At 50.1% G+C, this 25,595-nt stretch carries 23 protein-coding genes and 2 pseudogenes; 11 read left to right on the plus strand and 14 right to left on the minus strand.

Annotated elements, in window-relative coordinates; genetic code table 11:
* Positions 1-319 precede the first annotated feature (319 nt).
* A pseudogene (locus Q0101_RS04220) lies at positions 320-550 on the plus strand (cyclic nucleotide-binding domain-containing protein); the annotation flags it as partial.
* A 1,271-nt stretch (positions 551-1,821) separates the two neighbouring features.
* On the opposite strand, the pseudogene Q0101_RS04225 reads toward Q0101_RS04220, so the two are convergent.
* Both Q0101_RS04225 and dcd read right to left on the minus strand, forming a co-directional pair.
* A pseudogene (locus tag Q0101_RS04225) lies at positions 1,822-1,956 on the minus strand (toprim domain-containing protein); the annotation flags it as partial.
* Between the two features lie 3 nt (positions 1,957-1,959).
* The gene (gene dcd / locus Q0101_RS04230) at positions 1,960-2,523 is read right to left on the minus strand and encodes a dCTP deaminase (RefSeq protein ID WP_297942665.1); all 564 of its coding nucleotides are present in this window, start codon (positions 2,521-2,523) and stop codon (positions 1,960-1,962) included.
* 174 nt (positions 2,524-2,697) lie between these two features.
* On the opposite strand from dcd, the gene Q0101_RS04235 reads away from it, so the two are divergent.
* From Q0101_RS04235 to Q0101_RS04245, 3 genes are all read left to right on the plus strand, one after another.
* On the plus strand, positions 2,698-3,696 hold the full coding sequence (locus Q0101_RS04235; protein ID WP_297942806.1) for a type II asparaginase: 999 nt from the start codon (positions 2,698-2,700) through the stop codon (positions 3,694-3,696).
* Between the two features lie 421 nt (positions 3,697-4,117).
* A complete protein-coding gene (gene accB, locus Q0101_RS04240; protein WP_297942667.1) occupies positions 4,118-4,576 on the plus strand; it encodes an acetyl-CoA carboxylase biotin carboxyl carrier protein in 459 nt (152 codons plus the stop codon).
* Positions 4,573-5,910, plus strand: a complete 1,338-nt coding sequence (locus Q0101_RS04245; RefSeq protein ID WP_297942669.1) for an acetyl-CoA carboxylase biotin carboxylase subunit — start codon at positions 4,573-4,575, stop codon at positions 5,908-5,910. Before accB ends, Q0101_RS04245 begins: the two co-directional genes overlap by 4 nt.
* Before the next feature lie 616 nt (positions 5,911-6,526).
* Here the strand turns inward: Q0101_RS04245 and Q0101_RS04250 are convergent.
* Entirely contained in the window at positions 6,527-7,534 is a 1,008-nt protein-coding gene (locus Q0101_RS04250) for a hypothetical protein (protein WP_297942670.1), read from the minus strand.
* 236 nt (positions 7,535-7,770) lie between these two features.
* Between Q0101_RS04250 and Q0101_RS04255 the strand changes: the two genes are divergently transcribed.
* Genes Q0101_RS04255 through pepT form a run of 5 tightly spaced genes read left to right on the plus strand, consistent with a single transcriptional unit; the run spans position 7,771 to position 13,644 of the window.
* On the plus strand, positions 7,771-9,009 hold the full coding sequence (locus Q0101_RS04255; protein WP_297942672.1) for a Zn-dependent hydrolase: 1,239 nt from the start codon (positions 7,771-7,773) through the stop codon (positions 9,007-9,009).
* A 10-nt stretch (positions 9,010-9,019) separates the two neighbouring features.
* Complete coding sequence (locus tag Q0101_RS04260; RefSeq protein ID WP_297942674.1) at positions 9,020-10,336, plus strand: amidohydrolase; 1,317 nt, start codon at positions 9,020-9,022, stop codon at positions 10,334-10,336.
* A 10-nt stretch (positions 10,337-10,346) separates the two neighbouring features.
* Positions 10,347-11,045 (plus strand): dipeptidase PepE, encoded by a 699-nt coding sequence (pepE, locus tag Q0101_RS04265; protein ID WP_297942676.1) that lies wholly within the window; start codon positions 10,347-10,349, stop codon positions 11,043-11,045.
* 11 nt (positions 11,046-11,056) lie between these two features.
* Positions 11,057-12,400: a C4-dicarboxylate transporter DcuC gene (gene dcuC, locus Q0101_RS04270; protein WP_297942678.1), complete on the plus strand. Its 1,344-nt coding sequence runs from the start codon at positions 11,057-11,059 to the stop codon at positions 12,398-12,400.
* A gap of 11 nt (positions 12,401-12,411) precedes the next feature.
* Positions 12,412-13,644, plus strand: a complete 1,233-nt coding sequence (gene pepT, locus Q0101_RS04275; protein ID WP_297942680.1) for a peptidase T — start codon at positions 12,412-12,414, stop codon at positions 13,642-13,644.
* 30 nt (positions 13,645-13,674) lie between these two features.
* On the opposite strand, the gene Q0101_RS04280 is transcribed toward pepT, so the two are convergent.
* The 5 genes from Q0101_RS04280 to Q0101_RS04300 all read right to left on the minus strand — a co-directional run bounded on the left by Q0101_RS04280 (position 13,675) and on the right by Q0101_RS04300 (position 15,715).
* Complete coding sequence (locus Q0101_RS04280) at positions 13,675-13,860, minus strand: hypothetical protein (RefSeq protein WP_297942681.1); 186 nt, start codon at positions 13,858-13,860, stop codon at positions 13,675-13,677.
* A 21-nt stretch (positions 13,861-13,881) separates the two neighbouring features.
* Positions 13,882-14,079, minus strand: coding sequence for a hypothetical protein (locus tag Q0101_RS04285; protein WP_297942683.1), 198 nt, complete (start codon positions 14,077-14,079; stop codon positions 13,882-13,884).
* Between the two features lie 71 nt (positions 14,080-14,150).
* Positions 14,151-14,723, minus strand: coding sequence for an NAD(P)H-dependent oxidoreductase (locus tag Q0101_RS04290; RefSeq protein ID WP_297942685.1), 573 nt, complete (start codon positions 14,721-14,723; stop codon positions 14,151-14,153).
* A gap of 257 nt (positions 14,724-14,980) precedes the next feature.
* A complete protein-coding gene (gene bcp / locus Q0101_RS04295; RefSeq protein ID WP_297942687.1) occupies positions 14,981-15,508 on the minus strand; it encodes a thioredoxin-dependent thiol peroxidase in 528 nt (175 codons plus the stop codon).
* 66 nt (positions 15,509-15,574) lie between these two features.
* The gene (locus Q0101_RS04300) at positions 15,575-15,715 is read right to left on the minus strand and encodes a hypothetical protein (protein WP_297942689.1); all 141 of its coding nucleotides are present in this window, start codon (positions 15,713-15,715) and stop codon (positions 15,575-15,577) included.
* A 161-nt stretch (positions 15,716-15,876) separates the two neighbouring features.
* Here Q0101_RS04300 and Q0101_RS04305 point away from each other — a divergent pair, with 161 nt between their 5' ends.
* The gene (locus Q0101_RS04305; RefSeq protein WP_297942691.1) at positions 15,877-16,425 is read left to right on the plus strand and encodes an NAD(P)H-dependent oxidoreductase; all 549 of its coding nucleotides are present in this window, start codon (positions 15,877-15,879) and stop codon (positions 16,423-16,425) included.
* Positions 16,426-17,312: 887 nt separating this feature from the next.
* Here Q0101_RS04305 and Q0101_RS04310 read toward each other — a convergent pair.
* The 6 genes from Q0101_RS04310 to Q0101_RS04335 all read right to left on the minus strand — a co-directional run bounded on the left by Q0101_RS04310 (position 17,313) and on the right by Q0101_RS04335 (position 24,380).
* Positions 17,313-17,738, minus strand: a complete 426-nt coding sequence (locus Q0101_RS04310) for a TOBE domain-containing protein (RefSeq protein ID WP_297942693.1) — start codon at positions 17,736-17,738, stop codon at positions 17,313-17,315.
* A gap of 472 nt (positions 17,739-18,210) precedes the next feature.
* The gene (locus tag Q0101_RS04315; protein WP_297942695.1) at positions 18,211-18,567 is read right to left on the minus strand and encodes a DUF488 domain-containing protein; all 357 of its coding nucleotides are present in this window, start codon (positions 18,565-18,567) and stop codon (positions 18,211-18,213) included.
* A gap of 19 nt (positions 18,568-18,586) precedes the next feature.
* On the minus strand, positions 18,587-19,933 hold the full coding sequence (purF, locus tag Q0101_RS04320) for an amidophosphoribosyltransferase (RefSeq protein ID WP_297942697.1): 1,347 nt from the start codon (positions 19,931-19,933) through the stop codon (positions 18,587-18,589).
* A gap of 52 nt (positions 19,934-19,985) precedes the next feature.
* Positions 19,986-20,177, minus strand: coding sequence for a nucleotidyltransferase domain-containing protein (locus Q0101_RS04325; RefSeq protein ID WP_297942699.1), 192 nt, complete (start codon positions 20,175-20,177; stop codon positions 19,986-19,988).
* A 28-nt stretch (positions 20,178-20,205) separates the two neighbouring features.
* Positions 20,206-20,967 (minus strand): 4-hydroxy-tetrahydrodipicolinate reductase, encoded by a 762-nt coding sequence (dapB, locus tag Q0101_RS04330; protein ID WP_297942701.1) that lies wholly within the window; start codon positions 20,965-20,967, stop codon positions 20,206-20,208.
* Positions 20,968-21,017: 50 nt separating this feature from the next.
* The gene (locus Q0101_RS04335; protein WP_297942703.1) at positions 21,018-24,380 is read right to left on the minus strand and encodes a DUF748 domain-containing protein; all 3,363 of its coding nucleotides are present in this window, start codon (positions 24,378-24,380) and stop codon (positions 21,018-21,020) included.
* 65 nt (positions 24,381-24,445) lie between these two features.
* Here Q0101_RS04335 and Q0101_RS04340 point away from each other — a divergent pair, with 65 nt between their 5' ends.
* The gene (locus tag Q0101_RS04340) at positions 24,446-25,579 is read left to right on the plus strand and encodes an epoxyqueuosine reductase QueH (RefSeq protein WP_297942705.1); all 1,134 of its coding nucleotides are present in this window, start codon (positions 24,446-24,448) and stop codon (positions 25,577-25,579) included.
* Positions 25,580-25,595: the final 16 nt, after the last annotated feature.

A 25,595-nucleotide genomic window follows, 5' to 3' on the forward strand; every position in this document is an offset into this window, starting at 1 on the left:
ACTGAGCTAACAGCGCTTGTTTGAAACAATCAATATTATAGCGGATCAGCCGCCGTTTGGCAAGGAAAAATAAAAATTCTTTTGCGGGGCAGGGGGCGTTGCTAAAATTCAAACAGAGGATGCTTTGCATTTTTGGGCCTGATATTATAGAATAAGAAGAAGTTTAATTTTCCGTTGGAAGAAAATAAATTCCATATGGCGGCGAAGCAGCAGCGCCGATCTGAATAGGCAAACTGGGAATAGGATATTTTCTCCCCCCGAGAGAGCGTGGGAACGTTTCTGGAGAGGAGAATTCAAACACGGGGAGGGTGTTTCGTTCATGGAGAAGGTAACGGTTGGCAAGGGACAGGTACTTCACAGAAAGGGGGAAGAGGTTCGGGCACTGGAGATTGTGCTTTCGGGCGCGCTGGTGATGACGGACGGGGATGAGGTCGAAGTCCGCCTGGGGAGCGGCACCGTGGCGGGCGCCGTTTACCTTCCCGGCGAGAAGTACACGTTCGATTACGTGGCTTCTGAGGATTCCACCTTGATGACGCTGCCGTATCTGGCGGCAGAGGATGTGGTGGAGGCCGTGGCCAGCACGCCTTCTATCGCGCCGGTGATGGCGGCGGCCAGCATGGCACTCACGGAACGGATGCTGAGCGCATTAGCTGCAACGGAAGAAGCGGCGACCGAACTCTGCAAGGAGATCAAGTATAATTACAACGATTACCAGTTTTTGTGTGTGAAGTTGCAGACGGCGCCCACGCGATTTGCCTTTGTGGAAGGGCTGACTGTGTTCGAGCCCTCCGGCCTGGGCCTGGGCTGGGAAGCAGAAGTCTGCCGGGCTTTCTGTGAACACGACGCAGCGCTTCGGGAGAAGTTCTACGCCCTGGATGTGAATTTCTGCCTGGAAACGGTGATGCGGGCCTCGGAGACGGGCCGACGGGTGCGGAAGGAACTGGAAGCGGCGACGGAATTTATCAGCCAGACGAGGGCGGCCACGTCGTCCTTCGTGACGGCGTTTTATGACGTCAAGTCGCGGGTGGATGCCGAGACGCGCGGCGGATCGGAGGAAACGCCGGTCATCAGTAACGCGCTGGACGTGATTCTGGCGTTCTCCGGGGTCAGGAGCGAGGTAGCGGAGACGTTTCGCAAGGACCTTAAACAGTATGCGGAGACGGAGGATCGACGGGCGAAGTCGGATGAGATGCGGCATCTGCGCATGAGCCTCGCCGAGGGGTTCTATAAGATTTATGAAGCCGCCTTTTTCAAGAGCATGGAGACAAGCCACATTCCCGCCGAGGTGCGGATGTTTTTCCTGTTCGGCTTCATGGATGAGGGGCTGGCCGGGGCGGCCAATACGGAGACGCTGTACCGCGCTGCTGTGAGCTGGGAGGAAAACCCGGAGGGGCGGATCCTTCCCGTCTATGATTGGCTGACCAGGATTTACCGGGGAACGGCGATCCCGTCCAAGAATGAGTTCGATAACGACTGGTCGGAGTATCTCCGCGAAGAAGTGAGGACGGCGTCGATCACTCAGCAGAAGGCGGATGAGTTGCTAAATGACCGGCGGGCCATGGTACAATTTGAGATCCAGAATATGTTCAAGAGCGCCAATCGGATCACGAATGGGAGAATGGCGTCGTTCGTGCCTGTTTTCACGGCGCAGGACGTGGTTCGGCCGCTGGATAAGTGCTTCGCTGGTCCAGATCAGGTGCAGGCGGCCTTCGACAAGGTGACAGAGATCGATTTCGGCTGCTTCTATCGTCCGGTGCTGACGGAATTCCCCGATCTGAAGATTACGCATTTCGTCTACAATACGGAGATTAAGCCGTATTTGATTTTAATGCCGAATTTTTTCTGCGGCAGATCGCGGATATGGCCTTTAGACGCGATTACGTCGTAATTGTCGCCTAAGAAATTTTTGATCGTTTTGGCTTTTGCGGGGGATTCTACGATGATTAATTTTTTCATTGCTTAATCCTTTAGAATTCTGGGCAGCGTGATGCCCTTTTGGCTTTGGTATTTGCCATTTTTATCGCAGTAGCTCACCTCGCACGGCTCATCTCCTTGCAGAAACAAAACCTGCGCGATGCCTTCGTTCGCGTAAATTTTTGCAGGCAGCGGCGTGGTGTTGGAAATTTCAATCGTGATATGTCCCTCAAAACCGGGCTCAAAGGGCGTTACGTTTACGATGATGCCGCAGCGCGCGTAGGTGCTTTTGCCGAGGCAGATCGCAAGTACGTCGCGCGGCATTTTGAAGTATTCGATAGTGCGCGCTAGCGCGAAGGAATTAGGCGGCACGATGCAGACATCGCCCTCAAAATCCACGACGTTTTTTGCGTCGAAATTTTTAGGATCGACGACCGTTCCGCCGACGTTTGTAAAAATTTTAAATTCGCGCGCTACGCGTATGTCGTATCCGTAGCTGGAAAGTCCGTAGCTAACGACGCCGCGGCCGATATTTTCCTCGCAAAAAGGCGCTATCATATCGTGCTGCTGCGACATCTGTCTGATCCATTTATCGCTTTTCAGTCCCATAAAATTTCCTTAAAATAATCAAAATTTTTCGCGCATTATAGCAGCAAAATAAAATATAATAAAAATTTTATGCTAGAATTTTGCTTAAATTATAAAAATTTTATCACTTTTTAAGGAGCAACTATGGGACTACTCAAGAAATTTGCGTTTATTACGTTTTTTATCGCGTCATCTTTGGCTGCTGCGAAGCCAAATATTTATATTTTAGCTACCGGCGGTACGATCGCAGGAAGCAGCGCAAGTGCCACGGAGGGCAACTATACCGCAGGCTCTAAGGGTGTAGAAGATATCTTAGCGGCAGTACCGCAGCTGGGGGATTTAGCTACGATTAAAAGTGAGCAAATTTCAAATATCGGCTCGCAGGAGATGAATGATGAAATTTGGCTCAAGCTCGCAAACCGCGTAAGCGAGCTGCTTACCAAAAACGACGTCGACGGCATCGTCATCGTGCACGGAACCGATACGATGGAGGAGACGGCGTATTTTTTAAGCCTGGTAGTAAAATCCAAAAAACCGATCGTTTTGGTGGGGGCGATGCGAAACGCTGATTCTATGAGTGCGGACGGCCCTTTAAATATCTTTAACGCCGTAAGCGTTGCGGCAGATAAAAACGCTCGCGAAAAGGGCGCTCTTGTAGTGATGAACGACGAGATTCATGCTGCGCGCGAGGTTACGAAAACAAATACTACTAACGTTGCGGCTTTTGCCTCGCCGAATTCCGGCAAAATCGGCACCGTGAATTACGGAGTCGTAAATTTCTATATGGCACCGCTTCGCAAACACACCGTCGCAAGCGAGTTTAATATCAAGGATTTCAAATCCTTGCCGCGCGTCGATATTATTTACGCGCATCCGCAAGACGTGAGCGATTTCGTAGAGACTGCCGTACAAAAGGGCGCTAAGGGCATCGTAGTCGCCGGCATGGGAAACGGAAATTTATACCCCGATACGGAGGTTGCGCTTGCAAAAGCTAGCGAAGCGGGCGTGATAGTCGTGCGCTCAAGTCGCACGGGCAGCGGCTCAACTAGCGTAGGCTCAGAGGTGGACGACGCTAAGCTCGGCTTTTTAACCGCCGATAATCTAAATCCGCAAAAGGCGCGCGTGCTGCTGATGCTGGCTCTTAGCAAAACGAGCGATAAAGCGAAAATTCAGAGCTTTTTTGCGACACATTAACGCATAGGGCTTCGCGCGGATAGAATTTCGGCGCGGGGTTTTAAAACAAAATTTCGGCGCGAAATTTTAAAGAAAAGTAAGGCGCAGGATTTTGATACGAGCCCAAAAGTGGAATTTTAAAGCAAAGCGTGGCATTTTTGCGCTCTGAGCCTGGGCGTAGAATTTCGGTCGTAAAATTAAGCGTTAAATTTTGAAGGATTTAAAATCATCCTGCGCCCTTACGGCAAAATTTCGTGTCTCGCTTGCGAAGTTCGAGCTTAAAATGAACGAGGCAAATTGCAGCCTATAAATCCTTAAAATCAGTCCGCAAATTCTGTCGTAAATTTCGCTTTGCACTTCTTAAAAGCCCTGCGAAAATCCATTTAAAGAAACAATTATAAAAATTTAGCTAAAATTTCGCAAATTTTTTCAGGAGAAATTTATGACAAAAGCAGAAATCAAAGAGTTAATGGACTTTTTCGGCGAGAAGCAGGGCATTAATGAGCTAAAAATTAAAGATAAAGATTTTGAAATCGAGATAAAAAAATATGGCCCATGCGGTGGGAGCACGCCTCAGCTCGCCGCACCGGCACCCGCTCCGCAGCTTGCTGCGCCTTCAGTAAACGTGCTCTTGGGCGACAAGCCCGCCACAAAAGGCTCGATGGATACGATCGACAGCCCGATGGTAGGTACTTTTTATAAGGCGCCGAGCCCCGGTGCGGCAGAGTTTGTAAGCGTGGGCCAGGTCGTGCATAAGGGCGATACGATCGGCATCATCGAAGCGATGAAGATTATGAACGAGATCGAAGCGGAATTCGACTGCCGCATCAAAAAAGCTCTCGTCGAAGACGGACAACCCGTCGAATACGCTATGGCGCTGTTTGAGGTCGAGAAGCTATGAGGGAGCTTAAGAAAATTCTAATCGCAAATCGCGGCGAGATAGCGCTTAGAGCGCTTCGCACGATCCAAGAGATGGGCAAACAAGCCATCGTCGTGCACTCTACCGTCGATCAGGACGCGCTTTACGTCAAATACGCCGACGCGTCGGTCTGCATAGGCGGACCGCGCAGCAGCGATAGTTACCTAAATATCCCCGCGATCATCACGGCGTGTGAGCTAACGGAAGCCGACGCGATATTTCCGGGATACGGCTTTTTGAGCGAAAGTCAAAATTTCGTAGAAATTTGCGCTAAGCACGGCATTAAATTTATCGGCCCGAGCGTCGAGGCGATGACCTTGATGAGCGATAAGAGCAAGGCCAAGCAAGTGATGATGCGCGCGGGCATCCCCGTAGTGCCTGGCAGCGACGGCGCGATCGCAAGCGTCGAAGAGGCACGCAAGCTAGCCGCCGAAATCGGCTATCCTGTCATCATTAAAGCCGCAGCCGGTGGCGGTGGGCGCGGAATGCGCGTGGTCGAGCGCGAAGAGGATATCGAAAAGCTCTTTTGGTCGGCAGAGAGCGAAGCGATGAGCGCGTTCGGCGACGGCACGATGTATATGGAAAAATATATCACAAACCCGCGCCACATCGAGGTTCAGGTCTTGGGCGACGAGCATGGACACGTCGTGCATATCGGCGAGCGCGACTGCTCGATGCAGCGCCGCCATCAAAAGCTGATCGAAGAAAGCCCGGCCGTGATCTTGGACGAGCCGACACGAAAGAGCCTGCACGAAACGGCGGTTCGCGCCGCTAAGGCGATCGGATACGCAAGCGCGGGAACGTTTGAGTTTTTATACGATAGCAAGGATAAAAAATTCTATTTCATCGAGATGAATACCCGCTTGCAGGTCGAACACACCGTAAGCGAGATGCGAAGCGGGCTCGATCTGATTGAGTGGATGATCCGCATCGCGCAGGGCGAGAAGCTGCTGCCTCAAAGCGAGATAAAATTTAGCGGGCATGCGCTTGAGTGCCGCATCACCGCCGAGGACTCTAAAAGCTTTATGCCAAACCCGGGTAAAATCACAAAATACGTTGCTCCGGGCGGCAGAAACGTCCGTATGGATAGTCACGTCTATGAGGGCTACTCGGTGCCGCCTTACTACGACAGCATGATCGGTAAGCTCATCGTTTACGACAAGGACCGCGAGCGTGCGATTGCGAAGATGAAAGTCGCGCTAGATGAGCTCATCATCGGTGGTATAAAATCGACGCGCGATTTTCATCTTAGAATGATGAATAACCCCGATTTCGTGGATAATAACTACGACACAAATTACCTAGCCAAGCACTGAATTTAAAATTCCAAGGGATAAAATTCTCTTGGAATTTTAAAACTCTATTTGAAATTCTACATTTAAAATTCCATCTGAAATTTTACATTTAAAAAGCTACTTGAAATTTTGTTTTAAAATCCCGTCGCTCCATGCTTTAAATTTTGCTATTAAATTTGCCGTCAAATTTAGGTGAAGATGCGCGAGATACGCCATTATTGTAGCTTATGTGTTTTGCGGCGAGATTGACGGCGGGCTCGGTTAAAGTTTACGTTCTGCGGCGGTTGAAATTTAGAATACGTGTCTTGCTGTCGCAAATATTTGCTCTTGTCCATGCGGTTTAGCGTTGATATGCGCCGCTACGATATTTTTCTTTCATACGTAGCGATCGAGTTAAATTTAGTATTGCGCGCTCTATGATTTATTTTGGCGACCGGCTGCCGATGTATGCGAGTAAGCGGTATAAAATTTACCGCGCGCCGCCAACGCACGTTCTGCATAAATTTTTATCGCGCTCGTCGTTGCGAGTATGAAAAAGCAGTATCGAGCAGTAAATTTTAAACTATCTCGCCGTATGCGCTTAAAACAGCGCCATGCTTTGCGGGCAAAGTGCGCGAGATTTTTAAATTATCAAATTTCAAACTCCAAATTCCTCGTAAAATTTATTCAGATAATCGGCGTAGTAGAAGTTTTGATTTCTAGCGTCAAATTTGCCCGCTAGCTCCAAAGCCGTTTTGTAGTCGCTCTCATCGCCGAATGCACTAACGGCGATAAAAAATCGTAGGTCGTTTAGATCGTCGTTGCCGTCAAGGATCGCCGCGGAGTGCTTGCGCGCTAAGCTTAACGCCGTCTCGCGCTCATCCAGCCTAACGGCGATCTCGATTAGCGGCGCGATCTGGTTTATGACGCGAGGATTTGACTCGATCGTCGCCGCGGCCTTTGGCAGCAGGGTTTTTGCCTCCTCTATCTTGCCCGTCTTTATCATGCTAAAAAGTATCGGCGCGTAGGTTATGTGCGGCACCTCGGAGCAGGTTAGTTCGCCCGAGAGTATCGGCTCGGCAAGACCCAGCGCCGCTTCGTGTTCGCCTGCAAAATTTAAATACGCGATCTCGCTTGATGCCTCGCACGCCTCGCAGTCGGACATATCGTCTTTGGCGAGCTTTTTCCACAGCTCATAGTTTGCCTTCGCCTCTCTAGCATCGCCCATATCGATGTTTTGATTCATCAAAGCCTTGTAATAAGCCGCCAGCGAGAGCTCCAAGCGCTCGTAGTAAAACAGCATCGCTTCGTTTACCTCGTCTATGAGCTCTTTTTCTATCATGGAGCTTTTGGCGACTCCCGAAACGATCCATTTAAATTTCCACAGGCAGTCCGTAAAGTCGTTAAAATTCGGGTATTCGCTCTTGCTATCTTTCAAATTTTGCGCGATGTAGCCCGTGAGCCACATTAGCGCCCTCGTTCTTAAAACCGCGCCGAATTTTTCAAATTCCTCGTTTAGCACAAAGTCGCAAATTTGCGCGGCAAATTCGAAATTTTCCGCTTCTACGGCGTCTTTTATCGCATCAAACAGATACTCCTCCTTATCCGCCAACCTATCAAATTGCCTTAGCTTTTCATAAAGCCCCTCTAGCGAGCCCTGTTTCATTCCTGATCCTTATTAAATTTTGCGATAATTATATCCGTTTAATCTGAAGCTAAGCAGCTTATCGCGATTTTAAAGCCCAAAAGGCAAAATTTAAAATTTATAGCGTTATCTTAAAAGCGACTTTGCTCGCGCCATTTTAGCGCCCTGTTTGCCGCCGCGATAGGCAAATTTCAGCTTTGTTATATAAATTTAATATTAAAATGCTGTATTCATAAATTTTTTAAAAAAGGGGATTTATGGACATAAACATGCAGCGCTTTAAAAGCGAGTTCGAGCAGATAAGCCGTTTTGGGGCTTTGGCGGGCGGTGGACTTACGCGGCTTGCGTTTTCGCGCGAGGACAAAGCGGCGCGCAACTTCCTCATATCGCTACTTCAAAAAGAAAATTTCAAGATCAGAATCGACGATACGGGCAATATTTTCGCTAAATTTGGAGGCGTTCAAAATCCCGATCTGCCGTCCGTCAGCGCTGGCTCGCATATCGATAGCGTACCGCAAGGCGGCTTTTACGACGGCACGCTAGGCGTCATGGCCGCTTTGGAGGCGATCCGAGCGGTGCGAGATAGCGGCGAAAAGCTTGCGCGCCCGCTGGAGTTCATCGTCTTTGTTTGCGAGGAGTCGAGCCGCTTTAAAATGGCGACCGTAGGCAGCAAGATAATTAGCGGCAAACTATCGCGGCAGCAGCTAGGCGAGCTAAAGGATAAAGACGGAATTTCGCTATTTGACGCCATGCAAGATTTCGGGCTAAATCCCGCAAATTTAAAAAGCTGCGTCCTGCCAAAATCCAGCTTTCATAGCTATATCGAGCTTCATATCGAGCAGGGGCCGGTATTGCAGCGACGCGGTATCCCCGTAGGCATCGTCACGGGTATCGCCGCGCCCGTGCGATACGAGCTGCGGATCGAGGGCAGAGCCGATCACAGCGGCGCTACGCCGATGGATATGCGCTGCGACGCCCTAACTTGCGCTAGCGAGATCATTTTAAGCGCGGAGAGGATCGCTAAGGAGGGCAAAACCACGGTTGCGACGACGGGCTATGCAAACGCGCTTCCCGGCGTGCTAAACGTGATCCCGGGCTCCTGCACGCTAGGTCTTGATATACGCGATATAGACGAGGATGCGCTTAGAGCGGTGGACGATCAAATTTGCGCCACGATAGATGAAATTTGCGCTCGCAGAGGGTGTAGATTTGAACTAAAAAATCTCATCAAAGATCGCCCCGTAAAGCTAAGCGAGGAGATGATAGATCTGCTTGAGAGCTGTGCCGGCGAGCTTAAAATTCCAAGCCTGAGGCTTCCTAGCGGCGCGGGACACGACGCGATGAATATGACGGGGCTTGCGGATCGCGTGGGGATGCTTTTCGTGCCGTGCAAGGACGGCATCAGCCACAACGTAAACGAAAGCATAAACTGGAACGACGCCTTCGCCGCTACGAAGGTTTTAGCCGCGGCGATGTTAAACTTAGCCAAAAAATAAAGGAGAGAAGATGGATGCTATCGCACAAAAAGTAGAGGCGCTCAAGGGCGAGATGATCGGGGATCGCAGGTTTTTTCACTCGCATCCCGAGACGGGCTGGTTTACCTTTTTTACGACCGCGGTTATCGCGGATCGTATGCAGCGCTTGGGCTATGAGATAAAGCTCGGTCGCGAGGTGGTAAAGGCTGAGGCGAGGCAGGGCGTAGGTAGCAAGGATGCCTGCGAGAAGGCGAAGCAGCGCGCCAAAGAGCTGCTAAACGCAGATCAGATGAAATTTCTTGATGCGATGGAGGACGGGCTAACGGGCCTTGTAGCCGAAATAGACACGGGGCGCGCAGGCAAGACGGTCGCTTTTAGATTTGATATCGACGGCGTGGACGTCACCGAGAGCACGGACGCGGATCACCGCCCTTTTAAGGAGGGCTTTCGCTCTGATATTAGCGGCATCACGCACGCGTGCGGGCACGACGGGCACATCACGATGGGGCTTGCTTTAGCAAAGCTGATCGCGCAGAATTTGAATGATTTTAGCGGTAAATTTAGATTTATCTTCCAAACCGCCGAGGAGGGCACCAGGGGCGCCGTAGGTATGGAAGCTGCGGGCGTCACCAAGGGCGTGGATTATCTGCTAGGCGGTCATATCGGCTTTCAGGCGACCACTATGAGAGGCATCATCTGCGGCACAAAAAAGCTACTTGCGACCACTAAATTTGACGTAAATTTAAAGGGTAAGTCCGCTCACGCAGCGGGCGCACCGCAAAACGGAGCCAATGCTCTGCTCGCCGCAGCCGAGATGGCGCTTGATATGCACGGCATCACTAGACACGCAGACGGCGTCACGCGTATCAACGTCGGCGTGCTACGCGCGGGCGAAGGGCGCAACGTCATCGCGCCTAACGGCTACCTCGCGTGCGAGACGCGCGGCGAGAGCACGGAGCTGAATGAGTTTATGAAGGCCAAATGCATGGACATAGTGGAGGGCGTTTCTAAAATTTACGGCGTCAGCTACGACGTGCAGGTTACGGGCGGCACCGCGGGCGGCGATAGCGACGAGGCTACCACGCAGCTTTACGAGGATGCGGCGAAGGCGTCGCCGTTTATTGATAACGACAAGATCGTAAGGGAGCTAAGCTTTGGCGCATGCGAGGACTTCGCGCACTTTATGCGCTCGGTACAGGATGCGGGCGGCAAGAGCGGATATTTGATGATCGGCACGACGCTTGCGGCGGGGCATCACAACGCCAAATTCGACTTCGACGAGGACTCGCTGCTTGCGGGAGTGGACGTGTATCTGCGCTGCGCGTATAAGCTAAACGGCAAAATTTAAGGAGAGCGGCATGAAAAGAGCACTACTTCTAAGCGCTTCTAGTTACAAAGACAGCGGCTATCTGAACCACTGCAAGGGGTGGATCAAGGAATTTTTAGGAAGTCTTTGGGAGGATGAAATTTTATTCATTCCGTTTGCGGGCGTTAGACGCACGAACGAGCAATACGAGCAGAAGGTCGCGGATTGCTTGGAGAGCAACAATATCAGATCGATCCACCGCTTTTCCGATATGAAGGCCGCCGTTAAAAATGCCAAATCGATCTGCATCGGCGGCGGCAATACCTTCGTGCTGCTAAATGAACTTTATAAATTTGATCTCTTAGGTGCGATCAAAGAGGCCGTGGATAGCGGTACGCCGTATTTCGGCTGGTCTGCTGGCGCAAATGTCGCGGGCAAGACGATGATGACTACCAACGACATGCCGATCGTCTTTCCGCCCTCGCCGGTAGCTCTGGGGATCTTTCCGTATCAGATCAATCCGCACTTCATAAGCGGCAAAATTTCAAACCACAACGGCGAGAGCAGGGAGGAGCGGCTGGAGGAGTTTTTGATCGTCAATCAAAACGACAGCGTCTATGCTATGCCCGAGGGTAGCGCGTTTTTGATAAACGGAAACGAGTGTGAGGTGATGGGATATGCGGACGTGCTAAAATTCGAGTATAAAAAAGAGATCTCGCGCATCGCCGTGGGAAGTAAATTTAAAATTTAAAAGGAGTTATCGTGCAGACACTTAGGTTACTTTTGGCGCTTGCGGGTATCGTCGCAGTCGTCGCTTTACTGATTATGAAGAAGGACACCAAAACCGTGCTTATCGGCGTGGGTTTGGTGCTGTGCGTGCTTTGTCTAAAGCCGCTGGACGGACTGGGCGCCTTTACCTCGTATATGACCAAAGCAGGGCTTATTAAGGCGATCTGCGCCAGTATGGGTTTTGCCTTCGTGATGAAATTTACCGGCTGCGACCGCGCTCTTGTAAATTTACTAACCAGGCCTCTTGGCAATATCGGGTTTTTATTGATCCCGCTCGTCGTGGCGCTTACATATTTTATCAATATCGCTATCCCCTCCGCTGCGGGCTGCTCGGCTGCGGTCGGCGCTACGCTGATCCCCGTGATGATGGCTGCGGGCGTTAAACCGGAGATGGCGGGAGCTGCGGTATTTGCGGGAACTTTCGGTAGCGTTTTAAGCCCGGGCTCGGCGCACAACGTATTTGTCGCCGATATGGTAAAGGCGCACAACCCATCCTATACGGTTCAAGACGTCATCGCCGTGCAGTTTTCTAGCGCGATTACCGCTTTGATCGTGGTTTTGATCGTAATGAGTATAACGGCGATAGTTTGCAAAGACTACACCAGGGGGGTTAATTATCTCGCACAAAAAGAGGGCGGCGCAAATTCCGTTGCGTCAAATTCCGCCGAAGGTTCAAATTTAGAGGCGCAGCCTCAAAAGATAAACGTCTTATACGCGCTTATGCCGTTAGTGCCGCTAGTGATCTTAGTAATCGGCGGCACGAGCCTAAATCAGGTCTCTTTTTTAAAATGGACGAAGATGGGCGTCGCCGAAGCGATGCTGCTGGGCGCTATCCTCACCATCGCCGTTACTCTAACCGATCCTCAAAAAATTACGAAGGAATTTTTCAAAGGAATGGGTAGCGCGTATGCCGAGATCATAGGTATCATCATCGCAGCAGGCGTCTTCGTCGCGGGTCTTAGCGCGTGCGGGGCGATCGATTTCGTAATCGAGTGGCTTAAAAACGAGCAGGGTTACGTAAAATTCGGCGGAACCTTCGTGCCGTTTTTTATGGGCGTCGTAACGGGCTCTGGAGATGCGGCGTCGATGGCGTTTAACACCGCCGTGACCGTGCACGCCGACGCGCTAGGCTTTGAACAAGATAAGCTCGGTATGGCGGTTGCGATAAGCGGCGCGCTAGGCAGGAGCGCATCGCCGATCGCGGGCGCTTGCATCGTTTGCGCGGGACTTGCGATGGTAAATCCTATTCAGATCGCCAAAAGAACGGCTCTAGGGATGTTTATATCCGTCTGCGTCATCGCATTTGTCATTTTATAAAAGGCTCATTTGTGGATATTGTGCAGAGGTTTTTAAACTACACCAAGATCAACACCACCACAAATAGAGTCGCGGGCGCTGCGGGCATAATGCCCTCAAACCCCAAGGAGCTTGAGCTCGCAGGCCTCATAAAAGGCGAGCTAGAAGCTCTAGGCATAAAAAATATCAGCCTGAACGAAAAGTCGATTTTAATCGCTAAAATTCCCTCAAATTTAAACTCGCCCGCTGCGAAAGTAGCGTTTTTTGCCCATCTTGATACCAGCGCCGAGCAGACGAATGATACCAAGGCTCAGATCGTAAGATACGAAGGCGGCGATATCTGCCTAAATAAAGAGCTAGAGATCTATCTTAAAGAGAGCGAAAATGAGGAGCTGCAAAATTATAAAGGAGATGAGATCATCGTAACGGATGGCACCAGCTTGCTAGGCGCCGACGATAAGGCGGCGATCGCCGCGATCGTGAATGCGCTGGAATTTTTCGTCCAAAATTCACAGATCAAACACGGAGAGATAATCGCCTGCTTCGTACCGGACGAGGAGCAGGGCTTGCGGGGCGCAAAGGCACTGGATGTAAGCGAGATAGGTGCGGACTTTGGCTACTGCCTTGATTGCTGCGGCATCGGCGAGTTTATCTACGAGAATTGGAACGCGGGCGATTGCGTCGTTACCTTCAAAGGCCAGTCCGCTCATCCGATGAACGCCAAGGGCAAGCTCGTAAATTCCTTGCTTTTGGCGCATAAGTTCATCTCGCTGCTGCCCGCGGGCGAGGCGCCCGAATACACCGATGGCAAGGAGGGCTATTTTTGGGTCAAGGAGCTTAGCGGCAACAGCGCAAAGACCGTCCTAAAGATCGATGTGAGGGAATTTGACGAGAAAAGATACGAGCAGCGTATGGAATTTTTGCAAAAAACTGCGGACGGGCTTCGCGCGATCTGGGGCGATCGGATCGAAATTTCGCTAAATGATCGCTACAAAAACGTCTATAACTTTTTGAAAAACGACGATGCGCCAGCGATACGCTTTGCGAAGCAGGCTTTTAAAAGCCTAAATATTGAGCCCAAGATCAAGCCTATGCGAGGCGGCTACGACGGCGCCGTCATCTCCGCAAAGGGGCTGCCGTGCCCGAACCTCTTTACCGGCGGGCATAATTTCCACTCGATCTACGAGTATCTGCCCGTAGGCTCTTTAAAAGCGGCGAGCGAGGTAGTTAAGAAGATCATAACGCTAGCGGCGGCGCAAGCTTAGCTCGGGCGCTTTCTACTCGGCGCGCAGATTTTAATTTAGCTCGTTCATTCCGCCGCGAAATTCTACCTGCTCGGCGGAATTTCGCCGGCAAGGTGAAATTTTATCTTGCCAAGCGGGATTCCATGCGGCTATGAAATTTTGCTTTACTCTGCTGAGCGCACGGTTTGGCGAGCTCAAAAAGGTGCGTTGTAAAATTTTGCCGCGCCCCTGCTTCACGGCTCATTCATTATTGCGTTTTTAATGCTCTTTGCAGACGGTGCGACCGCGCATTTTTGCAGCTTGTCGCATTAAACCGCGGTAAATTTTATATTTCGACGATTTAGATGCGCCAGAAAATACGCCGTATTTTCTGGCAGAATTTTGTCCCTGCGGCAAGCAAAGAAGGCTAAATTTAAGCATCCCATTTAAAATTTCATCGCAGCCTTCTTGTTTCAAAGGCGCAATGTGTGCCTCAAAAAAAGCCTAAATTTAAAATTTGGCCCAAAAACCCAGCCTTGGTTTTTGACTTAAAATTTTTTACCCGCGCCGTTCTTTGCGCTTAAATTTCTTAAAAATTCCGCGTACTCCGCCGCGCCTTTTTCTATCTGTTCGGTGCTGCTTTGATAATCCGCGCCCGGCGTCTCTTCGGCGCCGTAAAACGCGAAAAATCCGCGCCAGTCGGCATGAAAATAGTAACGGAATGCCAGCTCAAACGGCGCTAAAATCTGCTCCATCGTGAAATGATACCGCCCGCTAGGCGCGTAATCGGCGCGCTTGATGCCCGCACTCACCGCCAGCGCCACGGCGCGCCCACGAATGCCCTCGCTCGTGTGCCCGTAGGCAAATCCATACGTCATCGTCGCATCGATCCAGCTTTTTAAAATCGCGGGCGAGGAGAAGTTGTGCAGCGGAAATTGCAGCACCAGTGCGTCATGAGCTTTGATTATCGCGCGTTCGCGCTCGCCGTCTATCTCGCCGCTAGGATACTCGCGCGTTAGGTCGCACACGGCGAAGCTTTGCGCGGCGGCCTCTTTTAAAAGCCGCTTGTTTATGAGCGAATTTTCGATGTCGGGATGAGCTAGAATGATTAAGCTTTTCATATTTTTCCTTTAAAATTTTATTTTTGGGCGATAAAATTTGCCGCTAAAATCGCAGATAGAGCTCCGCTTTGAAATTTTATTTTCAAATTAGCGGCGGAATTCTAAGGCAAAATTTCAAGACCGAATTTTAATGCCGAAGCTTCGGCGCCTAAATTTGACGCCGAAATTCCATAGCAAATTCCAGTGCATAAATTTTATAATTAAAGCTTAGCGCCCAAATACGCCGGAGTTCTATTTCAAAACGCTGGCTTGGCGCTTTATTTCCCCGCAGCTAGCAGATCTGCAAGCACCTTTGCCGCGTGATCCTTTGCCTTGACGCTTTTATAGACCTTTAAAATCTTGCCGTCCTTGCCGATCAGAAAGGTCGAGCGCACGATGCCCAGATACTCGCGTCCGTAGTTTTTGCGTACCTGCCACGCGCCGTATAGCTTGGCTACCTCGTGCTGCGGATCGCTTAGCAGGATGTGCTTTAGGCTCTGCTTGGCGATGAAGCCCGCGTGGGATTTGGCGCTATCGGGGCTGATGCCTACGATCACGCAGTCTGCGGCGATAAAATCATCGTATGCGGCGCTAAATTCGCACGCTTCGGTCGTGCAGCCGGGGGTGTTATCCTTGGGATAAAAATACAGCGCAACTCTCTTACCCGCGAAGTCCTTTAGCGCGACGCTCGCTCCGTCGGCGTTTTGCAGCGTAAAGGCGGGCGCCGCATCTCCCGCTCGCAGCGTGATTTTGCGCTCGCGATCCTCTGCGCTAAACTCGTCTTCGATCTGTGTTTTTCTCTGCATATCGTGTCCTTTTTTTTGAAATTTTCGGGCTCGTAGCCCAAATCGCGGCTAAATTTTAATCTTTTTTCATAAATTTATCCTTGCTTGGATGAAATTTTGCCCCGCGCCGCGGCTGCACGCGATCGGGTGGATCGCAAGCGAGATCGTTTTAGACAAGAGCGGGCTAGGGGCTTGCTTTGCGGCACGCGTAAAAACATTTTGTTGCACATGCCTTGAGGCAGTATGGTACGAGAGCGCCTCGTATCTATTGTGCCACGCAAACTCCGGTTACTCACAAGAAAAAACAACTCTTCATTTTTACAACCCCTCTTAATCTACTTTTAGCTTTTTGACGATATGATTCTGCAAATTTTAACAAAGGAAATAACATGAAAACGCTCGTGATCTTATCGCATCCCAATTTCGCCGCCTCGCGCGTGAACAAAGCCCTATCGCAGGTCGCAAAGGGGGCTGCCGGCGTGGAGGTGCGCCATTTGGAGGGACTTTACGGCACCGATACTACGCGCATCGACGCCCGCGCAGAGCAAGACGCGCTACGCGGCGCAGATCGCATCGTATTTTTGTACCCGCTGTACTGGCTAAACGTGCCGCCTATGCTAAAAGCCTATATCGACATCGTCTTTTCGCACGAGCTGGTGGGCTCCGGCGCGCTTAAGGGCAAGGTCCTGCAGCTCGCGCTAAGCGCCAGTACACCGCTTAGCGAGTACTCTAAACAGGGCGCGATAGGCTTTAGCCTGGATGAAATTTTAACGCCGCTTAAAATCGCGGCAAACTACTGCGGGATGGAGTTTGCTGTGCCGTTTATCAGTAGCGGGTTTGAGCCCGGCGAGTTTAGCGACGATGCCGTAGAGGCCGCAGCCGCACGCTTTAGTAAGCTTTTGCGAGGCGAGTTGAGCCCAGGCGAGTATCAAATTTAGCAAAGCAAATGCCCGCCATCTGGGGTTAAGAGCTGAAATTTTACAAGAGTGATTTTATTCGCAGAATCTACGCCTTTTAACGAGCCGATCGGCAAAAGCTCAAAGTGGATCGAAACACGCTATGGATGGCTACGACTAATACGTGCGTGCACTCGTCGTAGCCAGTGTTGATTGCTTGCAAGGTACAAGTGTATTTAAAAGGTGCACATCGGCTAGCTAATGTTGTCATCTATGGAGGCACGAATGGCGTTCGGCTCGAAGTCATCGGCATAAAACTCATCGTGTTTATTTCGCAAGAATGGTTAAATTTCGCAGCAAGCAGCAAAGTAGGGGTAATGAAGTGTGTGTCGTGATCTTTGGATCGGGTCTGGGTTTTGCGAAGCGGTCTCTGTCGCGCTTGGAGAGTTTAAATTTTAAAATTTACCGCATCGCGTAGTATTTTGCAAAACATCGTACCGCCGCCGCGAAAAGATATGCCGAGCCTGCCGCTGTAAAAGTGTGGTGATCGGTCATTACCGAGCAAAGTAGTGTAGCGAGCGCGCAAATAAAGTCGTTATAACCTAGCGAGGTAGGGCAAGGGCGGGTCTGCGTTTCATAGATATCTCGTGCTAGTGGGGCTTGCGTGCTACATGGATACAAAGCCTGCGCGAAACGCGCGCTGCGTACTTATGGTAAGACCGCTCTTGGTGTGATTGAGGCTGGATGTCGCGCGGGGTGTAGCTGCGCGCATGAGGGAAAAGAGCACTTATAGCGCGATTTGAGTTGCTACGAAATTTGATTTATCAAAAGAGATTTTTGAAGAAGGAGCAGAATTTATAAAATTTTGCTCCTTGATTTTGTGATGTTTAAAACGCGCGCATCGCTATCGCACGCACCGTTACGCCTGATTATTTCACGCCGACGATGATTTGAGTAGCTTTGATGATTGCGGTTACTTCATCATCTTTTTTAAGAGCTAAATTTTTAACCGATTCGTTTGTGACGGTTGCGCTTAAATTCTCGCCGCCTGCGGTTCTGACATCGATTTCAGCATTGATTGCGCCCTCTTTAACGGCGGTGATTTTGCCCTTTATTTGGTTGGTCGCGCTTAAGCGTAGATCGTTCTCGCCTTTGGAGATGATGACGCTTGGGGCTTTGAATAAAAATACCGCCTCTTTTCCTGCTTTTAAATCCAAAGTTTTTTCAGAATCAACCGTCACGGTCGCTTTTAGCACGTCGCCGCCTCTGGTTTTAGCTGTGATTAGCGAATTTACCGCACCTGTTTTTACATCGCTTATCACGACATGAAGCTGATTTCTAGCACTGATTGCCATTGTTTCTCCTTGTGAAAAATTACGAGCAATGTTAGCGGTAAATCCTTAAATGAAATTTAAAAGTGCTGCGTGTAAGAAATTAATTTGATTTGTTGCGAATTTATATTAAACTCACTTTTTAAATTCCTAGCTTGCATTATTAAAAGTAGCGTTAAAAAATAGATGAAATTCTAAATTTGCATATATTAAATCGAGTTATTTTTCTTGAAATTTTATTCGCTTTTTATAAAATTATGCGTTTTTAAAGCTCTGACGCAAAATTTAGCGTTTGTTTTATGCTCATTTGCAAAGTGTACATCCGGATGAAAATTTATCTCAAATCGCGCCTGATAAGGCTTTAAGACCGCTCCGCTTAAGCCTTGTTCGCTGAATTTTATGCCTCGCACATTGGTTTTACTAGTGGATTGGCGAGTGAGGCGGTTTTACATTTGCTTTAAAATTATGGCGAGCGGTGCGCTTTGAGCGCAAAATTTTAGTACGCCTTACTTTGCAAAAAATCGCGCAGAATCATCGCGTGGTTGCAGTGCTCGTCCTTTGCGGCGTATAGCAGCGTGACAACTGGCTCGTTTTTAACCTTTTTCAAAAATTCAGCTACGGCGGGATTTTGCTCAAGCTCAGCTAAGTAAAGCTCCTTAAAATGGGCGAAATTCTCAGGCTTATGCGCGAAAAGCTTACGTATTTCGGTGCTAGGCGTTATATCTTTCGCCCACATATCAAGCTCCAACGCATCTTTTTTTACGCCGCGCGGCCATAGCCTATCGCAAAGCACGCGAAATCCATCCTCTTCCTCTGCGCTCTCATAGACGCGCTTAATCTTAAATTCTGTCATAGTTTGCTCCTTAAATTTGCTAATCTTTGATGAAATAATCGCCGTCGAAGCTTACGAGCGAGTACTTGCGCTCGCCCCCAAGCGCCTCTACGAGCTCCGGTACGCTAAGAAACGTGAGGCTGTCGGCGTCTATAAATTTGCAAATTTCATTCGTGCTCATATTTGCGGCGATCAGCTCGCGCACGCTCGGCGTGTCGATGCCGTAGCGCTCGGGATACTTTAGCTCGGGGCTTGCGATGCACATATGCACGTGCGCTGCGCCCGCATGGCGCAGAAGCTCGACGATCTTTTTACTCGTGGTGCCGCGCACGATGCTGTCGTCGATCACCGCGACGCTCTTGCCGTGCAGTGCCGCGCCGATCGGATTTAGCTTGAGTTTAACCTTTAAATTTCGCACCTCTTGCGTCGGCTCGATGAAGGTGCGGCCGATGTAGTGGTTGCGCACGATCGCCATCTCAAAAGGGATTTTGCTCTCTTGCGCGAAACCCAGCGCCGCCGGTACGCCGCTATCGGGCACGGGTACGACGAAATCGGCTTTTAAACTCCCGCATTTTCGCGCGAGCGCAGCGCCCAGTTTTTTTCTGACTCCATATACGTTTTTGCCCTCTACGACGCTGTCTGGGCGCGCAAAGTAGATGTATTCAAACGCACAAATTCTAGCCTCCGCGGCTTTTAAAATTTGAACCGAGCTGAACTCATCCTTGCCCTCTTCGAAAATCACCATCTCGCCGGGCTTTACGTCGCGGACGAACTCGGCTCCTACGAGATCAAACGCGCAAGTTTCGCTCGCGACGATGTAGCCGCCGTCTTTGAGCCTGCCGATGCTGAGCGGACGCACGCCGTAGCGATCGCGCACGGCAAACATCTTCGAGCGGCTTAAAATCAGAAGAGAATACGCGCCCACGCACTGATTCAGAGCTTCGACGATGCGGTCTTTTAGATGCTCCTGCTTACTGCGTGCGATGAGGTGCAGGATGTTTTCGGTGTCCATGCCGGATTGAAAGATCGCGCCCTCACTTACGAGCTTACGGCGAATTTCGTCTTTGTTGATCAAATTTCCGTTATGAACGATCGAGATCTCCCCAAGAGCGTAGTTGCCCGCAACGGGCTGCGCGTCCTTTAGGCTGTCTGCGCCTGCGGTGCCGTAGCGGTTGTGGCCGATCGCGATGTTGCCTTTTAAAATTTCAAAACTCGCGGGGCTAAAAACCTCCGTCACGAGCCCTGTAGCTTTGATCGTTTTGATATGATGGTTGAAGCTCGAGCTGATGCCGCTTGCCTCCTGGCCGCGGTGCTGCATGGCAAAAAGCCCGTAATACGCGGTTTTAGCCGCACCTTCGGAATTTATGACTCCCACGATTGCGCACATTTTCTAACCTCTTAAATTTTATTTTTTAGAAATTTATCTATATTTTGTTTTATCATCGACGGCTCGCCGTCCGGCATTTTGCCGGCGCCTCATCAAACAGATCGGCTGAAATTTTAAACGTCTCGGCGATATTTTCTCCGCCTTTGGCGTAGCTGCCGAATAGCCCGACTTTGTAAATTCCAAAGCTTTCAAGCTCGGGCTTTAGCTCGCGCAAATAATTTAAAATTTCATCTTTGGTTGGCATTTTTTCCTTTTAAATTTAGCCGCAAAGCCTAGATTCCTAAGCAGTCGTCGATGCCGTAAAGCCCGCTATTTTGCGATGCTAGCCAAACCGCGGCCTTTATCGCACCTCTGGCAAAGGTCGCGCGCGAAGTCGCCGTATGATTTAGCTCGATGAACTCGCCCTCGCCGTAAAACCCCACGGTGTGGCGCCCGACGATGTCTCCGCCGCGTAGCGACATCACGGCGATCTCGTCCTTGCCGCGCTCGCCGATGAGCCCGTCGCGACCGCTTACGCGCACGTCCTTTAAGTTTAGCTCGCGTGCGCTTGCGGCACTCCCAGCAAGGCTCATCGCCGTGCCGCTCGGGGCGTCTTTTTTGTGGCGGTGGTGCATCTCTAAAATTTCGCAGTCAAAATCGCGCAGGCTCCTGCTAGCAAGCGCTACGAGTTTGTTTAGCACCGCGACGCCCAGGCTCATATTCGTAGCGTGCAGTACGGGCATCTTCGCGCCGCATTCGCGCAGTAGCCGCTCGCCCTCCTCGCCCAGAGCCGTTGTGCCGATGCAAAGCGGCTTTGGATGCGAAAGCGCAAATTCCATTAAATTTATTGCGCCGTCTCGGATCGTGAAGTCTATCACGACGTCACAGCCGCTAAAAAGCTCGTCGTAGCTGCTCGTTACGGCGCAGTTTGGCGTATAATCAAGCGGAGCGACCGTGTAGATCACACTTGCTCGCGCCTGATCGAAATTTTTCAGGCATTCGTAGATCATCGTGCCCATTCTGCCACTTCCGCCGTGAATTCCTATATTTATCATCGCCGCTCCTTAAATTTTAATCCGCTTAGTATAGCCAAATTTTGCTTACGCTATTTTTCAAGACCCAGGTTTAGCGGGATGAAGCTGTTTTGTTTAAGCTCCGCTTCGCTAGGTTTTTTGATCTCTATACGAGAGGCGCTTACGCCGCGCTGCACGAGTGCCGATTGCACGGCGGCCGCTCTAGCAAGGGCTAACTCATCAAGACGCGAACGGGTAAATTTCTGCGCTGCTATCAGCTCCTCCATCGCCTCATCGCCGCTAGCTTTGATGCCGTATTTGATCTTAAGCGCCGCTATGGCTTCATCCGTAGAGAGCCCCTGCTTATTAGACATCAGCGTAAGCGTGTTTTGAAGCGAGCGCCTTTGAAACTCGTGAGTATCGAGCTTTTCGTTATACGCAGAGTTTAGGATGATCTTAAGATCGGGCTTAGCTTTTGCGACCTTGGCTAAATCATCGATTTTAGAGCTTTCGCTGATTAAAATTTCGCTGCTCGCCGCCTCAAAATCGATACTTTCCAGCTTTTTCGTATCCACGCCCGCGATCTTTCCCATAAATCTAAACGGACTTAGCACGATGTCCGAGAGCAGCTTTTTGACCGCGCCCCAAACGAGCGCGCCGTAGCTAAATTTCGGATCGCTCAGCGTACCGCTTAGAGGCAGGCTAATATCGATCTGATCGTCGCTGTCCTTTAGGATCGATACCGCTAGCCCGATTGGAAGGCTCAGCGCATCCTTACTCTGCACCTCTTTGCCGAGCTCGAAGCGGTCTAAATTTAGATCGTTGCTTGCATTCAGCTTGCCGTCTTCGATTTTGTAGGCAAGTTTTAAATTTAACTTGCCGCCCGCGATTTCGTTGCCGATATATTTGGCGGTATAGGGCGATGCGGGCACAAGCGGGATCTCCTTTAAAACGACGCTTATATCGCTTTTGCGTTTAAAATTCAGCGGATAGGCGCGCGCCGTGATGCTCGCTAGCCCGCTTCCGCTTACGAGCGAGCTAAGCTTGATATCCGCCGCTCGCTTCGGACTGATCTCGCTGATGCTTGCTTTCATATCGCTGATGCGCAGTTTAAAGGGTGTTGCTAGACTCTCATCAGTGAAATTTAAACTTCCGCCGCTAAGCGAGATATTTTTTACGCTCCACGCAAAGTTTGCCCCGTTTTTTGCGGATCTGCTAGGTACCGCTTCGGCGGGCTTTGTGGTCTGTTTTGCCTGCGCGGCGGGCTTTATCAGCGAGAGCAAATTTAAACGCCTGTCTTTATTTAGCGAGATATTTGCCGAGGGTGAGCCAAGAGCGATCTTGTTTAGCGTGAGGGAGCTTGGGCTTAGCGCGATTTGCGCGACATTCAGCGACGCAAGGGAGAAAATTTTATCCCTGCCCGAGCTTAGCGCCAAGCCTTTGCCTGAAAGCTTTGCTTCGAGCGAGAAGGCGTTTGAAAACTTCAGCTGCCCTTGCGTAGCGAGCTCGCCGGCGATGGAGCCTGCGATAAATTCCGCTGCATATTTGTTAAAAACGCTCAAATTTGGTGCATTTAGGCTGAAGTTCACGCCTACGTTAAGCGGCGCGATGCTAGCCTTGCCGTCCGCGCTAGCGGTGATCTCGCCCGCGATAAGGTTTGCTTTGATGCCGAAAGGCTCGGCGAAATTTGAGCTTAGCCCGCTTAGCGTGGCGCTGAAATCCTTGATCTCGTGCACGTTGTTTTTAACGATAAAGCTCTCGCTGATCTTAGCCTTTGCGCCCATTACGGAGGCCTCGCTGATCTTAAATTTTAAAGCGGGGCTTTTGGCGGGCTTTTTAGAATCCGAATTTGCGCCGCTTGCTGTAGAGTTTACATCCGCCGGGTTTGTATCGCCCGCGCTCGCCGTTTTTTTGGGGCTCGCGTGATTTTTAGAGATCGCGCTTAAGATCGCCAGATCGTTTATGCTTTTGGCGCCGCCAGCGCCCACTTCCGAGTTGAAAAACGGCGCGTTTAGCAAAATTTTATCCACGCCCAGATTTAGATCCGCGACGTTAAATTTAACCCCCTGCACGCCGAAGCTTTCAAATCCGCTAAAAATTCCGTTTTTGTTTGCGATTTTGGAGTTTGAAATTTTAGCAAACTTCAGGCTTGCGCCGTTTTGCGCGCCCTCTTTGTCGTAGCTAAACGCGCCCAGCTCGGTTGCGGCGAGTGAAATTTTGTCGCTGCGCGCTAGCGTAATCTGCGTGTCCGCGATATTAAAGGCGCCAAAACCCGTATGAAGGGCCGTATCGTTACCTTCGGCGTTAAATTTCAAAAAATTTTCGGTGATTTTAGTGTCGTTTGAGACGACCGAAATTTGCGGGTTTGCAAAGCTTGAGCGGTTTAGATCTACGCTTTTTACGGCGGAGTTTAGCCGCAAGTTTGCCCCCGTTTTATTAAAATCGAGCGCCAAATCCGCGACCCGCGCGCCCTCAAAGCCTGTGGAAATTTTGGTTTCGCCCATATCGTATTTTGCGCCCGAAACTAGCACTTGCGGAATCATCACTTTGCCTGAAATTTCATTCGAAATGTCCGTATTTAGCTCAAAGCTCGGGATTTTCAGCGAGCCTAGCGAAATTAAATTTTGATCTTGCAAAATTTCTAGGCTTTGCAGCTCGAGCTTTGAGTTTTCAAGCGCAAATTTTATATTTTCATCGAGGCTCAATCGGTAATTTAGAGTAGCGGAAAGGAAGCCGTTCTTAAATCGCACGCCGCTCGGATCGAGGTACGATAGCCAAAACGGATCGATTTTCAGCCGCGAGATACCTACCTTGCCGTGCAGACGAAGAGGCGCCAGGTCGATGGCTCCATCGAAGCTCAGCGCGTCGTATGTACGCGAAATGGCGCTTAAATCGTGCTCGCCGATCGTTTCGTCCTTTAAATTTAGTCCGTTGATCTCATAATTTAGCTCGGTCGAGATGAGCGAAAACGGCCTTTTCAGGGAGTTATCGACGTAGCCCAGAGAGCCGCGCTCGATCTTAAAATTATTCAGCGTGACGTTGAAGCTGGAGTTTTCATCCTTGCTTTCGCTCTTTTGCTCCGAAAGTAGCGGCTCGAAATTGAAAGTGCCGTTTTGCTCGCGCTCGACATGAAATTTAGGCGATTTAAGATGCAAAATTTCTACCGCGAGAGTCTTTTTAAAAAGCTTTGAAAAACCGATTTTTAAATTTATCTCATCGGCGCTAAACAGCGGCTTAAAGGTGCTAAGCTCGGGGCGCGTAATATTTAGCTCGTAGGTAAAGGGGTTAAATTTGGCATCCTGCACGCTAAAGCTCGCTCTGCCTTCTAGAATTTTAGGCAGCGCTTTTTCGATAAAAAGCGGCACGCCGAAAAAGCCCGCAAGCACGTAAAATAGCGCAAATCCGCCCAAGCCGCAAGCAAACTTACGCCAGTGGTTTATAAAAAATTTTTTCATTTTTCCGCTCATTAATTTTGATAGCGTAAAATTATATCCAAAAATTTCGTGCAAAGGGTTAAATTTTGCTGGTTCACATCTGCTGCTCGGTCGATTGTGATTATTTTTTGCGCCGCTTAAAAGAGCTCACGCAAGAGCCGCTAATAGGCTATTTCTACGATCCAAACATCCACCCTTGCGGCGAATATGTTCTTAGAATGCATGACGTGAAGCGGGTTTGCGAGAATTTGGGGATTAAATTTATCCCGGGCGAGTATGATTTTCAGGGCTGGCTAGACGGCGCGCGCGGGCTTGAAAATGAGCCCGAAAAAGGCGCGCGCTGCGAGTTTTGCTTTGATTTTCGCATGCAAAAAACAGCCGAGCTCGCGCTAAGTTTGGGCGAGCGTAAAATCACCACGACTCTTCTTATGAGTCCCAAAAAATCGCACTCTCAGCTCTGCGCCTCGCTACAGCGCATTTGCGAGCGCTGCGGACTGGAGTTTATCGCGCCCGATTTTCGCAAAAATGGCGGCACGAACGAGCAGTTTGCGCTTGCGAAAAAAGACGCGCTCTATCATCAAAACTACTGCGGCTGTATCTACGCGCTTGCGGCGCAGCGGAATGATCAGCGAAGGGCTGAACGAAATTCGGACGGAAGTCTGACGGCGGATTTGAGGCTAAATTTAGCCCAAGGCGCCGAAATTTACGAGCTAATGTCGCCGATCGATAGGCAAATCTTGCCCGCTTCGGTAGAGGAGAAGTTGAAATTTTACAAAAAGCTTTGCTCGCTCGAAAGAAAAGGGGTTAAATTTAGCGTGCTGCGCGATCGGTTTTTAAACTACCGCTTGTTGCGCGCATGGATTAAATTTGACGGGCGTGCAGTGCCCTCGTTTGTGCTATTTGGCTCGCATTTTACGCGCGAAAACGTGAGCTTTAGCATAGAGCGCGAGTGCGAAATTTTTTGCAGCGACAAGGGCGAGATTAAAATTTTAAGCCTGGCGAAATTTAACGAAATTTCAAGATCAAATTTCAAAAGCGTATCCGAAATGCTAAAAACCCCGCCGAGTCTCGCGCGTCAAAATAAAACTCGCGCCGCCCTGTGCGCTGCGGGCTCGCTCTCGCCGATCATCGTCACGGACGAGATAAGAGCCGCCAAAGTTCAAATTTACGGGCTCTCGCGCATATTTTTAGACGTTAGGGAAATTTTAGTAAGAATTTGATAAGATTCCAAAATTT

Source organism: uncultured Campylobacter sp., assembly GCF_937921625.1.
GTDB lineage: Bacteria > Campylobacterota > Campylobacteria > Campylobacterales > Campylobacteraceae > Campylobacter_B.

Bases quoted from the DNA above. Each gene is read 5' to 3' on its own strand.
- dcd (WP_297942665.1), bottom strand. From the start codon at position 2,523: ATGGGACTGAAAAGCGATAAATGGATCAGACAGATGTCGCAGCAGCAC.
- accB (WP_297942667.1), top strand. From the start codon at position 4,118: ATGACAAAAGCAGAAATCAAAGAGTTAATGGACTTTTTCGGCGAGAAG.
- Q0101_RS04245 (WP_297942669.1), top strand. From the start codon at position 4,573: ATGAGGGAGCTTAAGAAAATTCTAATCGCAAATCGCGGCGAGATAGCG.
- Q0101_RS04250 (WP_297942670.1), bottom strand. From the start codon at position 7,534: ATGAAACAGGGCTCGCTAGAGGGGCTTTATGAAAAGCTAAGGCAATTT.
- Q0101_RS04255 (WP_297942672.1), top strand. From the start codon at position 7,771: ATGGACATAAACATGCAGCGCTTTAAAAGCGAGTTCGAGCAGATAAGC.
- Q0101_RS04260 (WP_297942674.1), top strand. From the start codon at position 9,020: ATGGATGCTATCGCACAAAAAGTAGAGGCGCTCAAGGGCGAGATGATC.
- pepE (WP_297942676.1), top strand. From the start codon at position 10,347: ATGAAAAGAGCACTACTTCTAAGCGCTTCTAGTTACAAAGACAGCGGC.
- Q0101_RS04290 (WP_297942685.1), bottom strand. From the start codon at position 14,723: ATGAAAAGCTTAATCATTCTAGCTCATCCCGACATCGAAAATTCGCTC.
- bcp (WP_297942687.1), bottom strand. From the start codon at position 15,508: ATGCAGAGAAAAACACAGATCGAAGACGAGTTTAGCGCAGAGGATCGC.
- Q0101_RS04305 (WP_297942691.1), top strand. From the start codon at position 15,877: ATGAAAACGCTCGTGATCTTATCGCATCCCAATTTCGCCGCCTCGCGC.
- Q0101_RS04310 (WP_297942693.1), bottom strand. From the start codon at position 17,738: ATGGCAATCAGTGCTAGAAATCAGCTTCATGTCGTGATAAGCGATGTA.
- Q0101_RS04315 (WP_297942695.1), bottom strand. From the start codon at position 18,567: ATGACAGAATTTAAGATTAAGCGCGTCTATGAGAGCGCAGAGGAAGAG.
- purF (WP_297942697.1), bottom strand. From the start codon at position 19,933: ATGTGCGCAATCGTGGGAGTCATAAATTCCGAAGGTGCGGCTAAAACC.
- Q0101_RS04325 (WP_297942699.1), bottom strand. From the start codon at position 20,177: ATGCCAACCAAAGATGAAATTTTAAATTATTTGCGCGAGCTAAAGCCC.
- dapB (WP_297942701.1), bottom strand. From the start codon at position 20,967: ATGATAAATATAGGAATTCACGGCGGAAGTGGCAGAATGGGCACGATG.
- Q0101_RS04335 (WP_297942703.1), bottom strand. From the start codon at position 24,380: ATGAAAAAATTTTTTATAAACCACTGGCGTAAGTTTGCTTGCGGCTTG.